The following is a 13,807-nucleotide window of genomic DNA, read 5'->3' on the forward strand; positions in this document are numbered from 1 at the left end:
TAAAGATTTTACAGATCAAAAATAGATTGTCAAAAATCTAAGTTTTGCATAGGGTTAGCCCGGCTCTAACCTATGCAAAACATTCGAGTATCATTTTTCCCTTTCAGAGTTCTTACTTTCCTGCTATCGATTTTCCTTTTTTCCCCGAACCTTCTGATTGCAAAAGAAGTTCCTAAACTCACCTCCCATATCATCGACGAAACCTGGACTTTAACACCCGGCTTTGAAAAAGAAATCAATGATCTTCTTGTTCAGCATGAAAATAAAACTTCGAACCAAGTTGTGGTTTTACTCACTTCTTCTTTGGAAGATGAAAATCTGGAAGAATACTCCCTTCGTGTGGCGGAGACTTGGAAACTTGGTCAGAAAGGAAAGGACAACGGTGTTTTGTTATTTATCGCCAAGGATGATAGAAAACTCAGAATCGAAGTAGGCTACGGGCTGGAAGGAACTCTAACCGATGTTTTGTGTCACCGGATCATCGAACAGGAAATCAAACCTTCTTTCAAAGCAGGTGATTTTGAAGAAGGAATCCGAAATGGTGTTCATAAAATATTAGGTGCCATTGCGGGAACTTATACGATTCCTCCTCCTAAGGATTATTCCTATTTGGGACCACTTGCGTTTTTAGGGGAGATGGACGGTGGTGGGGAAAACATTCCTATTACAGTAAGAATTTTCGGAAGTCTTTTCGTTTTTGGAATCTTGGGAGTATTCACTTATCTTGCTGCCAATCTTCCTTACTTCGGTTGGGTTCTTTATTTTTTTCTATTTCCGTTTTGGAGTCTTTTTCCCATCGCCTTACACGGACCGGATATAGGCATTATCATTTTTCTAACTTATGCAATCGGTATGGGTCTTTGGAAACTTTATCATCTGCTTACACCGCATGGTAGAAAACGAATGAAAGAAAAGGAAAGTGCATATGGCGGTTCCGGTCGGTCGTCGGGAGGTGGTTTTTCCTCGGGTGGTTGGAGCAGCAGCAGTAGTGGAAGTAGTAGTTTCGGAGGTGGCGGTGGTAGCTTCGGAGGCGGTGGAAGTTCGGGAAGCTGGTAACAAACATATTACAAACCGACCAGAATCAGAATGATAATTTTAAGATGGATTCTTTCTCATGTTATAAAATCCTAGAAAGGAATTAAAATAATGATGGGTGCGCCCTCTCGTTATTTGGGGACTTCCCTTCCTAAACTTGGGTAAATAGCATAGTGAATCTTTTCTCATTTCGAAAATCGATATATATTGGCATTTCTTTCTTCGGCTTTGTTTCTCTACAAGGGGAAGCAGTCACGCTTGCATCTCTTTGGAAAGATGCTTTACGCGGGAATCCCGATTTGGCTTTTTCCAAAGCGGAGTTGGACAAAGCGGTCTTTCAATATGAAAGAAGTTATGCAGGGTACTTGCCTACACTTACGGCACAGGCATCCGCAAGACAATTGACAAACAACTTCAGCGGCTCGGGAACTTTGGTCGATCCGAATGTCACCGCAAATCAATCCCAAGGAAGTTCTACAAGCAGTACGGGAACCCAGTCGGGAAGTAGTTCCACAGGGGCATCAAACAGATATTCGGTGGGACTTACTGCCAGCCAAAATCTTTTTGCCGGGTTTAAGGATAAAAGTTCCGTCGATCAGGCAGAGGCACTCGTGCAAGCCGCAAAACAGACATTAGAAGACACAAAAATCAGAATCTCGTATGAATTGAGAAATGCATACGCGCAAGTTTTGTATGCGAAAAGTTTGGCCTCTTTGAGTACCGAAATTCTGGAACGTCGTCAAAGAAACCGCAACTTGGTCAAACTTCGTTACGAAGGCGGAAGAGAACACAAAGGATCTTATCTGATGAGTGAGGCTGCGACAAAACAGGCGGAATTCGAATTGGAACAATCCAAAAGAACCGAAGCCATCAATTTTGCCGAATTAAAACGTATTCTTTCCGTTGAAGACGATAAGAAATACCAGTTAGACGGAAATCTGGTTACCCCTTCCATACCTAAACTGGAAAATTGGGAAGAGTTTGTCGCAGGTCATCCTCAATTGATGGCGGAACAGGCCAAGGTAAGAGCGGCACTTGCGGGAGTGTCCGTGGCGGAAGGTAAATTTTATCCTGATATCAGTATGAGCGCAACAATCACCCGCCAAGACGATGTTTGGTTGCCGAAACCGAAAACCTATTCCTTCGGGTTGAATTTCAGTTATCCCATATTCAATGGCGGAAGGGATTATTATGATGTGAAGATTGCCAGAACGGAACACGAAAAGTCCGTTCATCAAAGAGATAGCAAAAGAAATTCACTTACATATTCTTTGCAGCAGTCCTATCAAAATCTAAGGAATGCGATCGATAATGTGGAAGTATTGGAAAACTATTTTCAAGCTGCCGAGACTCGTGCAAAGATCGCACGTTCGCAGTATTCGAACGGACTGCTCAATTTTGAAAACTGGGATATCATTGAAAATGATTTGATCAATCGGGAGAAGAACTTACTCACCGGCAAACGGGAAGCAGAGCTTGCCAATGCAACCTGGCTTCGTAATATTGGTAAGAGTATTTCCAATGAATAAAAAATGGATTTTCCTAATCTCTATCTTAACTATTATTCTTTCTGCATTCGTTTATTTTAAATTTTTTGACGGGAAAAAGTCCAGAGTCAGTTACCAACGTCATACTGTTAAACGAGGTGATTTGAAAGTATTTGTAAGAGCTTCCGGAACTGTTCAACCTCAAAACCGTTTGGAAATCAAACCTCCGATCGCAGGAAGAATCGAATCCGTTTTGTTGGAAGAGGGGAATACCGTTTCCAAAGGTAGAATTCTTGCCTGGATGAGTTCTACGGAGAGAGCGGCACTATTGGATGCAGCAAGGGCCAAAGGTGCAAGCGAGCTGAAGGAATGGGAAGATCTGTACAAACCCACACCTGTGATGGCACCTTTGAAAGGACTTGTCATCGCGAACAATATCCGCACCGGTCAAACCGTAACTCAACAAGATATTTTATTTGTACTTTCCGATGCATTGCTTGTACAAGCGAAAGTGGACGAAACGGATTTGGCCCGAGTTAAGAAAGGGCAGAAGGCGCTTTTAACGATTGATTCGTTTCCCGCCGAACCTGTGCTTGGTTTTGTTTCTCATATTGCTTATGAAGCTGTCACTGAAAATAATGTGACGGTTTATTCAGTGGAAGTGAAACCTTCCCGGGTTCCCGAGTTTTTTAGAAGCGGGATGTCGTCCACTGTCGATTTTATTTTTGCGGAAGAATCAAATATTCTTTTGATCCCGAATGAATCCATTTTGAAGGAGAACGGGCAATCTTTCGTATATACGCCTAATCCCGAGAAAGAATCATTGCCTTCGAAGAAAAAAATTGAGATCGGTCTTTCTGATGAAGGTTTTACGCAAGTGAAAGACGGTTTGTCGGAGGGAGAAATAATATTGATCCAAAAGATAGCGCCAAAAACCAAACAGCCGCAAAGCGGTGGTCCTTTTCAGTCTCCGCGTATGCCTCCCAGGAGATGACCCTTTGGATGTCATCAAAATCACCAATCTTGTAAAAACATATAACACAGGTTCTATTCCATTTTCGGTATTGGATCATGTTTCCCTTTCCATCCAGGAAGGAGAGTTTGTCGCTATCATGGGGGCTTCCGGTTCCGGGAAATCCACACTTTTACAAATCTTAGGTTTGTTAGACGGATTTGATTCCGGGTCGTACTTACTCTTCGGAGAAGAGGTTTCCAAAAAGACGGGAGATGAACTTTCGTTTCTCCGTTCCAGTCGGATCGGATTTATTTTTCAGCAATTTCATCTACTCGCAAGAACTTCGGCTTTGGAAAATGTAGGTTTGCCCGGATTGTATTCCGGTTCGGACCAAGGCGAAGAAAGAGCTCTTTCTCTTTTGGATAAAGTCGGTCTGGGAGACCGGGCCCATCATAAGCCGAATGAACTTTCCGGAGGACAACAGCAAAGGGTAGCGATCGCAAGATCTTTGTTCAACGGTCCCGGACTTATTTTTGCGGATGAACCTACGGGAAATCTGGATTCCAAAAGTAAATTGGATATCATGATGGAATTGTCCAAACTACACAAAGAGGGCAAAACGATCGTTATGGTAACTCACGAACAGGAAATGGCGGAGTATTGCGATCGTTTGATTTATTTTTCCGACGGAAAGATTGTCAAAGAGGAGAAAAGAAACCGAACTAAAAAAACGGATTCCTTTTTCAGTTTCCCCCATTCCCAAAGAAAACTTTCGTCTATTTTATTCGGATCTCTTCGTTCCGCTGTAAAAACATTGATTGCAAACAGGGCACGATCCTTTTTATCTGCATTGGGAATTTTGTTCGGTGTGGCCGCCGTTATCGCAGTGATTGCATTAGGTGAAGGAGCGAAAAAAAGTATCGAAGAGCAGTTTAATTCCATGGGTTCCAATTTACTTATCGTAAGAACGGGGGGATCCAGATCCGGCGGAGTTTCCTTGGAAGCGGGAAGCGTGGCAAAGATTGATTTGGGAGATGTGGATGCCATTAAACGGAAATTAGTTGGTGTTCTGAATATAAGCGGGACAATTACCGGCCGCGGTCAGTCGGTGCATCAAAACCGCAACTGGAATACTATGATCATGGGAGTTCAGCCTTCTTACGGAGTATTGCGCAATTCATTGCCCACTTCGGGAAGATTTTTTACGGAAGAGGAAAACAATCAGAGAAGTTTGGTGGTTTTGATCGGGGCTACAGTCTTACGGGAATTGTTCGGGGAAGCGGATCCTCTGGGAAAATACATTAAAATCAATCGGATTCATTTTAAGGTGATTGGAATCCTTCCTGAAAAAGGAAACGGTGGATTTAGAGACCAGGACGACGTGGTTTTGATTCCTATGCAAACGGCACTTCGCAGGGTAATGAACCGGGATAGTATCGATTCGATTGAAATGGAATTGGATCCGAATGCGGATCGTGATATTTTTTCGTCCGATCTAAGAGCATTATTGCACCAAAGGCATAATACGAATGAAACGATGGGAAATTTATTTCAAATCATGAGTATGGCTGATATTCAGGCCGCGGTTTCGGAGACCAGTCAAACGATGTCTTCTTTGCTGATGGGAATCGCAGGAATCTCTCTTGTTGTAGGAGGAATTGGAATTATGAATATTATGCTTGTTTCCGTAAAAGAAAGAACTCGTGAAATCGGTCTTCGTAAGGCGTTAGGTGCGCGAAACAACGATATAAGAATTCAATTTTTGATTGAATCCGTTTTGGTAAGTCTTATCGGAGGAGGAGTCGGAGTCTTTATAGGAGTATTTACCATTACCATGTTACAGGAGTTTGCTGGTTGGACGGCGATGATCACTACTTCTTCCATCGGAATTTCGCTTTTGTTTTCCACTACAATCGGAGTTTTATTCGGTTGGTGGCCTGCGGAGCTTGCCGCAAAATTAAATCCTATCACGGCGTTAAGATACGAATAGATGAAATACAAAGCATTACCCAGAAGAGAACCGAAACAACTTCGTTCCAAAGAACGCGTCCAAAAAATTTTGGATTCTACCATTCGATTATTGCAAGATGTGGGCTACGATTCGATTACTACGGATGCGATTGCTTTGGAGTGCGGGATTTCCGTCGGTTCTTTGTATCAGTTTTTTCCGAATAAAGAGGCCATATTGTATTCTTTGGCGGATGCAAGTTATCTCAATATTCACGATTATTTTTTCTCTTTGGTAAGAGAAGAAATGAAAACCAGAAAAAAATTCGATGAAAAACTAATCGAACAATTGCTTTCGATGTTTGAAAAGTCACTTGTAGAAGTGAAATGGTATCATACGATTGAATCTATCGTTCACACTCATCCCGAATTACAAAAGTTGGATCAAGAAAGCAATATTAGATTTGCGAATTCGCTTGTAAACGAATTGCTTTTACCTCTTTTTCCCAAATTGAAAAAGCAGAAGGCAATGGATGTCGCCTTTATTTCCGTAGAAGCTGTGGATTCCGTATTCAAATCCTTATTGCGTGAATCGAAAATTTCCAAGATGAGAAAAAAACAAATCCTCACGGAACTCGGCCGATTTTTATATTCTTATTTCAGCCGGTTAAAATAACCTTCCCGGCCCGAAACCGATAAAAAGCTCTAATTTTTCATTGACTTTATTGTAGGAGAGTTTTAAATTCTGATAAATGTGAGGTATTCCTCACATTTGGGGAAAGCCTGTATGAAACTCTATTTTCTTTTACCTGCAAAGTTTCTACTATTTATCCTTCTCGTGGGCATAATCGCTTGTAAATCGGATGAGTCCGGGAACGTACCTTTTGTTCATGTTACAATGATGGACAATACGTTTTATCCGCCGGTGATTCGAACTTCGAAAGGAAGTAAGATTCGATTTGTAAATGAAGGGAACAACCCTCATAATGCCGTCGCACTGGATAAATCTTGGACAACGGAAAAAACTTACGGTCAATCCGCGATGTTTCGCGGCGCACAGACGGATGTATATTATCCGGAGGAAGGGGTATTTCCTTACTTCTGTACTTTTCATGCTTCCCCCGACGGTAAGGTGGGTATGACTGGGGTTGCAGTTGTCGGAAATGCGGTTTATTCTTCGCAAACTAATGCTAGTAAGTCGAAGATTTCTAAAACTTGGTCGGGTGTAACACGCAAAGTTCCAAGCCAGTATCCTACGATTCAAAACGCAGTGGATGCAGCCCTTCCGGGAGATTTGATCCTGATTGCAAAAGGAATTTATAAAGAAGAAGTTGTGGTAACTACTCCTTCCCTAGTGATCCGGGGAGAAGATCGGGCAGAGACTATCATTGACGGTGAGTTTTTGCGCGGCAACGGAGTCATGGTGGTTGGAGCGGACGGAGTGGCGGTAGAAAACCTAACGGCTCGTAATGCTACCTTGAACGGAGTGTATTGGACCGGGGTAAAGGGATACCGTGGATCTTACCTCACAGCATATAATAACGGAGACTACGGACTCTATGCTTTTGATTCCGTGGATGGAATTTTGGAACATTCATTCGCGTCCGGATCTCCGGATTCGGGCATCTATATTGGGCAATGTAACCCATGTAAGTCGATTATCTATGATGTGATTTCGGAAAACAACGCTTTAGGATATTCGGGAACCAATTCAAGCGGAGACCTTTATCTGTTATCTTCCATTTGGAGAAGAAATCAATTGGGAATCGGCCCGAATACATTGGACCGGGAATTGCTTCCTCCCCAAAAAAGTATCGTAGTGAAAAAGAATTTGGTCTATGATAATAACAATTACAATGCACCTTCCAAAAAACTGGAAGTACCTTCCATCGGAAACGGAATCGGTGTATTAGGTGGTTTGGAAAACTTGGTTGAAGGTAACGTAGTACTCAATCATAAAAACTACGGAATTCTAGTGACTCCGAATATTGATGAGAACATATGGATTTCCAATAACAACAAAATTAAAAATAATATAGTTCTGTCTTCGGGAAGAGGGGACATCACCATGAGTGGACCTGTGAGTGTGGGAAATTGTTTCGAGAACAATACTATTTCCCAATCCAGTCCTCCTCTTTTGGATACTTTGCAGTCTTGTAAGGGAATCCGGTATCCACTAACAGGTGATATGGCTTCGACGATCGGTTTACTTGCGCTTTTTGTGCAGGCGAATATGGGGGATTTTGAACTTGCTTCTTATAAAAATCAACCCATCCCTCCGAAACAAAAAGAAATGCCAAAAGATCTTTTGGCAAAAATAGAACCGGCTCACGATGTGTTTGAAAAAAATAAGTATCTGATTGATAAGGCGGAACTTCCTCCTGAAACCAAACAAGAGTTAGAAGCATTTGAGAAGTCTTCCAAATTTCACGTTTCTGCGTTCCGGGTTCATTATCCTGCGACTTTCAAAACATGGTTTTTCCATATTTTCGGATATCTGTTGCCGTTTGGAATCTTCGCTTCTTGGACGGGTCTTGCTCTCTTGGACAAGCTGAATCGTAAGGGTTCTTCCGAATTGAAAGCGGATCTGTCCTTTTGGGGGATTTTACTTTTGCCTTTTATCGGAGCTTTGTTCGTCCTTTTTTCCAAAGAAAGTCTGGTATCCAAAAAAGTCAGGAATACCGTCGTCTTCGGAGGAATCGGTTTGTTTTTATCAATTTTAGTTATGACCGTCTATGCAATGTTTGCTGTGACGGGACCTGCGGTATAATAAGGAGATTCAATATGGAAACTACACTTTCAACACCGGGAGCTTGGACCTATTTTATAGGTTCTTATGCTTACTATTTACCTTTCGTATTAACATCCGTTTGGGCACCGATCGCACTTTTCGATCTTTCCGGAAAAAAGGATCTCTCAAGTTCCAAAGTATATCTTTGGGCCCTTGCGATACTCATCATTCCGATTTTCGGAGGCGGAGCCTATCTTTTGTTTGGTGAATCCGGATTTGATAAAAAATTCCGTGTGACTGCCGTGTTGGGCGGATTTGCCGTACTGCTCGTGGTCTGGATTTTAAGTATTTTATCTCAAGTATAGTCCCGGTTTTTAGATAAGGTAAACGATCTTGGATCGTAAAAGTTTTTTAACCACTCTAGGTTTCGGTCTTTCCGGCTTTGTGGGGGCTTTGTTCGGCTCCTATTCCGGAAAAGACAGACCAGGCTACGGCGGAAACGGAGAAATTTGTTCTACGCCGGCTACTAACGTTACTAATGCGGCAAATCTTCAACCGACCTCGAATCTATATGGTGGCGGATCGGCAGGAGGGGTAGGTGCCAATGGAAGTTTGAGAGCTACCAATTCCTACGGAAGTATGGCTCATCCTCCTTTTCATATTACAAATGAATATACGGAAAGGTTTTACTTTCCTCCTGGTTTTAAAATTTCCAATGCAAAAACAAAGAACTTTGAATTGAATGTATTTCCTTTGAACGTGGATATTGCACATAACGTATCTTATTCGGCATGGACATTCGACGGATTAGTACCGGGTCCGATTCTTCGTGCCAAGTTGGGCGATGATCTGATCATCAAGGTTAAAAATTCAAGTCCTGACCCTCACTCTCTTCATTTTCACGGAACTCACGATCCCGGAGAAGACGGCTGGGAGCCGATCGCTTCTTTCGGAGAAAAAACATATAAAATCAAAGCAGGTCCCGTGGGACTTCATCCGTATCACTGTCATGTTCCTCCTTTGACGATACATACCGCGAAAGGGTTGTTTGGTGCTCTTCTTGTCGATCCGCCGAACCCGAGACCGCCTGCTCATGAATTTGTGCTGACTTTTTCAGGTTGGGATACGAAAGGTATCGGTAAAAACGATTTTTATACTTGGAACGGTGTATCGGGACTTTACGACCGTTATCCGATGAAAGTTCCTGCCGGGGAAAGAGTCCGATTCTATATTCAGAACCTATTGGAGTTAGAACCGGTTTTTACGTTTCACCTGCACGCTCAGACATTCGATATCATTCGAAATTTAGGAAGTACGAAACCTGATGGACATTCGGATGTGATCACTCTCGGTCCTACGGAAAGAGCCGTGATTGAATTCACTTTGCCTAGGAAAGGACGTTATATGTTCCACCCACATCAAACTCATATGGCTGAAAACGGAGGCATGGGTTGGATCGTCGCGATTTGAAATCTTTATTGAAATCGAAATTCTGGATATATTCCGCTTTGTTATTTGTTTTTGCGTCTGTCTTTCATTGCAAAAATCAATTTTCTACAGGTGCCAAACTTCCCGATTCTTTTTTAAATTTGAAGTTAGTGAATCCTGAGGGCCAATCTTTAGATCCGGATTTTTGGACTAGGAAAAAATCAGTATTGTATTTCGGATTTTCACATTGTCCGGATATGTGCCCTATGGCTCTTACCAATTTAGGAAGAGCCTCACTGATATTAGGTGATAAAGGAAAGGATTTCCAATTTGTATTTATTACTCTTGATCCGGATCGCGATGCACCTAGCACTCTTAAAAATTATATCAACGGATTTCCCGGTAAAAACCTTACGGCACTTTCACCGGATTTGGAAAGTCTCGGTAAAATTTCCGACTTATTCGGAGTGATTGCAAAAAAAGTAAAAGCTAACGAATCTTATGCGATTGATCATTCGAATTTGATTTACGTAATCGATGAAAACTTGAATCAATTGATCAAACTGCCAGGGGGTACGTCCGCCCAAGCGATTGCTACAAGTCTACGGGAGCTAGGTTCTCTGAAATAATATTTTCAATTTCGAGATGGACTCTCACTCCGCTCGGAAAATTTTGCACGATTTCGAAGTTTGTTTTAGGGAATAAATGTTCGATCCTTTCTTTGATGTTCCCCAAAGATCTTTCCCAAAGCTGATTCGGATTGGAGAGAACGTCTTTGCTCAGTCCGGCTCCGTTATCATAAACTAATAATTGGAATTTTCCTTCGGGAGTCAGGTTTGCTTTCACGTGAATCAGCCAATTGGACTTGGCTGAAGTTCTAAACCCGTGTTTGAATGAATTTTCCACAATCGGTTGCAAGACAAGTGGAGGAAGAAATACATTTTTGAAATCGCCTTCTTTTCTAAATTCAATCCGCACCGTATCATAAAATCGCAATTTTTGCAAATGAAGGTAATCATCCGTAAATTCCCATTCTTCTTCAAAAGGAATCAGATCTCTATCCGTTTTGTCCATGAAGTATCTGTAATTATTTGCCAGTCGGAGAATGGCGTCACCGATTAACTCGGGTTTGGTTTTATGAAGTGCATGAATCGTATTCAACGAATTGAATAAATAATGAGGACTCATCTTCGATTGTAAAGTTTTCAATTGCGCTTCTTTTAAGGATTTTTCCGCCTTCAGAAGAGTCGCTTTGTATTCTTGAATTTGTTGACGGTTGGAAAAGATTGATTTTTCGAGAGACAATCCTTGCGCAAAAACACCTATTAGGATTCCCCAATAAGTAACCGGAATTCTACTGGAATCGTCACTTAAAGTAATATAAATTTCTATGATCACCAAAAACAATACGATGATGAAACTGATACAATGCCCGAGACCCAACTCATCTCCTTTCCTCCAAGCATGATAGGAAACGATGATCGGTCCGAGTATATTAATGATTGTTAAAGCAATCGAGAAAAAACGGACTTGAATGAAAAATTGGAGTACTTCCGGAGAACGATCGATTTGAAGGCCCAATATGGAATTGAAGACGGCCATCCCCAGATTGAGATAGATGAGTATATTGAGAAGATTCCATTTTCCTGCTCCGAAAAGTCTGCGCAGACCGGAGTGCATTGAAACAAATACGAAATTCGGAACGATCATGGAAATCAGAAGCAAAGCCTCGCTATTATCCAATATGAATCTTACAAAATGATTTCTGGTTATCTCTGTTAAACCGACCAAAAATGAAAATACGGCAAGATCGATCAGCTTGTAATATTTCTTTTTGTATTCGATAAAATAAACTAATGCACATAAGGTACCGACTACTATGAAAAAGCTCGAAAATATGATGGGAAGCAGATTGATTTTCGCAAAATCCTTATAAATGGAACTTTGCGAATCAATGCGATTATCGAAGGCAGTAAATCCGAATAAGAATCCTTCTCTATGTATAAATCGAATATAATAATATTCGGTTGGTGTGTGATTTAGCTTGATCCAATTGAACTCACCTTGCAATTGTGACGGCAACTTTTCGCTAAAGTCCATCTTTCCGTTTTGAAACAAGAGCTCACCGGAATCATTGAAGACCTGAAAATTGGCTCCCACATGTTCGACTAAACAATAGGGATCGGGCACTTGATCGATATTTTTTGCTTTGAACCTCATCCATATATACGGATTTTGTGCGATCTCCTGCAAATCATTTGTGTCCGCCCAGACTTTGAGGATTTTCCAATTCAGGTTTTTGATTTTTTTAAAATCATAGGAATCTCCACTTAATTCAATATCATGCGGTATGTATTCGGAGTCTGCAGTGATATTGATGTAGTGATGAGCTGTTTTTTTAGGGATTCTATGTTCGAACCACAAAGTAATATGAAAATAAGTCTGAGCAATAAATAAAAGTATTCCTATTAAGCTGATGAAGAATGCAAAAATAGACAGATATGGCTTGTCTAATAAATAAGATCGAAGCCAATCCGTTATTTTTTCCAAACTCTTTCAATCCTCCAATGAGAATACAATCGGCATACGATGAGACATCTTTCTCGGCTGTCCTTGCACATAACCGGGGCTAAATCTTGCTCGGTGTATGATTTTCATCGCAGCGTCTTCGAATCCGTATCCTTGTTTACCGGAAACGATTTTTGCAGATTGTAATGTTCCGTCCTCATTCACTTGAACCAGAACAACGACGGTTTTTTCCGTAATATTAGCCGCTTTTGCCTGGGGAGGGAAGTAATCCCTCAGATTGAAATCAATGATCGCAGTCGGTGTCTTATCTCCGTTATACGAAAACAAGTATCCGTCTTTGTCGGTTCCGTTTCCCGCAAGTTGATTCGGATTGATGTCGGAGTCATCGGGCGCGTCGTTTTTGTCCTTGCTTGAACCTTCCACCCATTCCTGTTTCTCCACAGGAGCCGGTGAAGAAGTTCCTCCTATCAATTCAGGTGGAATTTCTTCAAAGTTAACGTCCACATCTTCAAACTCAGATGCTTCCAAAGGTTCTTCCGTTTGCATCTGACTGATTTTATAACCTGCGTATGTTCCCGTATGAATGAACAAACTAATGGCGAGACATATGTGAAACAGTCTTTCCTTATTGTCCTTTAAAGACTGGAGGAATTGGGAAATATAATCCTTATACGTTTTCATTTTTTTACACTAAGTGCAATTTTTGTAACGCCTGCTTTGCGAATCACTCCCATTAGATCGGTAATTTTTCCATAGGGAAGATTTTCATCGGCGGAAAGAGTGAGGCGCATATTTGGACGGATTTTAGAGTCTCTCTCCAGGTTTTTTACAAGGGAGGAAATCGTACTTTCCTTTCCTTCCAAAAAGATAACACCCGTCTTTGTGATCGCTACTTGCACGGATTCAGCGACATTCGGATCAGCCGCTTGCACTTTCGGTAGATTGATATTCAAACTTTCTTTTTTCAGGAAGTTTGCAGTTACCATAAAGATGACCAAGAGAACCAATATCACATCCACCATCGGTGTGATATTTATGCTTCCGATTTCTTCTTCTTGTGAACTTGATGCAGCCATGGATTTATCCTTTAGTTTTGTTCAGCAAAAACGAATGAAATTCCGTTTTTAGAATCTCAAGGTTCTGTAAAATAACCTTTGCTTTGCGGGAAAAATAGTTATTGGCCATTACTACCGGAATCGCTACTGCAAGACCTGCGGCGGTTGCGAGTAGGGCGGTCGAGATGGATCGCATAACAACTTCTGCACCGGAGCTTCCCAATGTTCCCAAACCGTAAAATGCTTTGATTACTCCGAGCACGGTTCCCAATAGTCCTATGAAAGGTGCGTTGTTTCCCAAAGTATTCAAGATGGGTAATCTTTTTTCCAACTCCAATTTTTCCGATAGGATTTGGCCTTCCAAACTTTCATCCAAACCTTTTCTTCCGAGACTCAATTGTCTGAGCGCAAATTGAACGAATCTGGAATAAATGGAATCGACACTTGTTTCCGTTTTCCAGTTCACTTCGGAAGCTTCTTGTAAAGATGTTCTTACTTCGGATAGAAAACTATCGTTTACTTTGCCCAAAGACTTTCTGAAATAAAGAAGCCTTTCCAAAAAGACAGCGAGTGCCAGGATGCTGGCAAATCCCATCGCTAAAAAAATAAATTGTTCACCGAATTCTACGTACTCTTGCAT

General features: G+C 41.5%; 13 protein-coding genes. 9 read left to right on the top strand and 4 right to left on the bottom strand.

Annotated elements, in window-relative coordinates:
• The first annotated feature begins 72 nt into the window (after window positions 1–72).
• The 9 genes from DI077_RS02155 (at window position 73) to DI077_RS02195 (ending at window position 10,212) form a co-directional block, all read left to right on the top strand.
• On the top strand, window positions 73–1,056 hold the full coding sequence (locus DI077_RS02155; RefSeq protein WP_109022083.1) for a TPM domain-containing protein: 984 nt from the start codon (window positions 73–75) through the stop codon (window positions 1,054–1,056).
• A gap of 152 nt (window positions 1,057–1,208) precedes the next feature.
• A complete protein-coding gene (locus tag DI077_RS02160; RefSeq protein WP_242935315.1) occupies window positions 1,209–2,564 on the top strand; it encodes a TolC family protein in 1,356 nt (451 codons plus the stop codon).
• A complete protein-coding gene (locus tag DI077_RS02165) occupies window positions 2,557–3,516 on the top strand; it encodes an efflux RND transporter periplasmic adaptor subunit (RefSeq protein WP_109022084.1) in 960 nt (319 codons plus the stop codon). Before DI077_RS02160 ends, DI077_RS02165 begins: the two co-directional genes overlap by 8 nt.
• A 4-nt stretch (window positions 3,517–3,520) precedes the next feature.
• Window positions 3,521–5,467 (top strand): ABC transporter permease, encoded by a 1,947-nt coding sequence (locus DI077_RS02170; protein ID WP_109022085.1) that lies wholly within the window; start codon window positions 3,521–3,523, stop codon window positions 5,465–5,467.
• Window positions 5,468–6,100 carry a TetR/AcrR family transcriptional regulator gene (locus DI077_RS02175; RefSeq protein ID WP_109022086.1) on the top strand — a complete coding sequence of 211 codons (633 nt, stop codon included), beginning with the start codon at window positions 5,468–5,470 and terminating at the stop codon, window positions 6,098–6,100.
• Window positions 6,101–6,211: 111 nt separating this feature from the next.
• A complete protein-coding gene (locus DI077_RS02180) occupies window positions 6,212–8,194 on the top strand; it encodes a right-handed parallel beta-helix repeat-containing protein (protein WP_109022087.1) in 1,983 nt (660 codons plus the stop codon).
• Window positions 8,195–8,208: 14 nt separating this feature from the next.
• The gene (locus DI077_RS02185) at window positions 8,209–8,520 is read left to right on the top strand and encodes a PLDc N-terminal domain-containing protein (RefSeq protein ID WP_109022088.1); all 312 of its coding nucleotides are present in this window, start codon (window positions 8,209–8,211) and stop codon (window positions 8,518–8,520) included.
• 28 nt (window positions 8,521–8,548) lie between these two features.
• Window positions 8,549–9,625, top strand: coding sequence for a multicopper oxidase domain-containing protein (locus tag DI077_RS02190; protein WP_109022089.1), 1,077 nt, complete (start codon window positions 8,549–8,551; stop codon window positions 9,623–9,625).
• Window positions 9,607–10,212 (top strand): SCO family protein, encoded by a 606-nt coding sequence (locus DI077_RS02195; RefSeq protein WP_242935316.1) that lies wholly within the window; start codon window positions 9,607–9,609, stop codon window positions 10,210–10,212. Before DI077_RS02190 ends, DI077_RS02195 begins: the two co-directional genes overlap by 19 nt.
• On the opposite strand, the gene DI077_RS02200 is transcribed toward DI077_RS02195, so the two are convergent.
• The 4 genes from DI077_RS02200 to DI077_RS02215 are packed head-to-tail and all read right to left on the bottom strand — an operon-like array spanning window position 10,178 to window position 13,807.
• Entirely contained in the window at window positions 10,178–12,133 is a 1,956-nt protein-coding gene (locus DI077_RS02200) for a sensor histidine kinase (RefSeq protein ID WP_109022090.1), read from the bottom strand. The two genes, DI077_RS02195 and DI077_RS02200, sit on opposite strands and share 35 nt — an antisense overlap.
• Window positions 12,134–12,139: 6 nt before the next feature.
• Window positions 12,140–12,793: an energy transducer TonB gene (locus DI077_RS02205; RefSeq protein ID WP_109022091.1), complete on the bottom strand. Its 654-nt coding sequence runs from the start codon at window positions 12,791–12,793 to the stop codon at window positions 12,140–12,142.
• Complete coding sequence (locus tag DI077_RS02210; protein ID WP_109022092.1) at window positions 12,790–13,188, bottom strand: ExbD/TolR family protein; 399 nt, start codon at window positions 13,186–13,188, stop codon at window positions 12,790–12,792. Before DI077_RS02210 ends, DI077_RS02205 begins: the two co-directional genes overlap by 4 nt.
• A gap of 4 nt (window positions 13,189–13,192) precedes the next feature.
• Window positions 13,193–13,807, bottom strand: coding sequence for a MotA/TolQ/ExbB proton channel family protein (locus DI077_RS02215; RefSeq protein ID WP_109022093.1), 615 nt, complete (start codon window positions 13,805–13,807; stop codon window positions 13,193–13,195).

This window comes from Leptospira kobayashii (genome assembly GCF_003114835.2).
Classification (GTDB): domain Bacteria; phylum Spirochaetota; class Leptospiria; order Leptospirales; family Leptospiraceae; genus Leptospira_A; species Leptospira_A kobayashii.

What these genes read in the sequence shown, in the direction of transcription:
- DI077_RS02155 (WP_109022083.1), top strand. Translation starts at nt 73, where the DNA reads ATGCAAAACATTCGAGTATCATTTTTCCCTTTCAGAGTTCTTACTTTC.
- DI077_RS02165 (WP_109022084.1), top strand. Translation starts at nt 2,557, where the DNA reads ATGAATAAAAAATGGATTTTCCTAATCTCTATCTTAACTATTATTCTT.
- DI077_RS02175 (WP_109022086.1), top strand. Translation starts at nt 5,468, where the DNA reads ATGAAATACAAAGCATTACCCAGAAGAGAACCGAAACAACTTCGTTCC.
- DI077_RS02180 (WP_109022087.1), top strand. Translation starts at nt 6,212, where the DNA reads ATGAAACTCTATTTTCTTTTACCTGCAAAGTTTCTACTATTTATCCTT.
- DI077_RS02185 (WP_109022088.1), top strand. Translation starts at nt 8,209, where the DNA reads ATGGAAACTACACTTTCAACACCGGGAGCTTGGACCTATTTTATAGGT.
- DI077_RS02205 (WP_109022091.1), bottom strand. Translation starts at nt 12,793, where the DNA reads ATGAAAACGTATAAGGATTATATTTCCCAATTCCTCCAGTCTTTAAAG.
- DI077_RS02210 (WP_109022092.1), bottom strand. Translation starts at nt 13,188, where the DNA reads ATGGCTGCATCAAGTTCACAAGAAGAAGAAATCGGAAGCATAAATATC.
- DI077_RS02215 (WP_109022093.1), bottom strand. Translation starts at nt 13,807, where the DNA reads ATGCAAGAGTACGTAGAATTCGGTGAACAATTTATTTTTTTAGCGATG.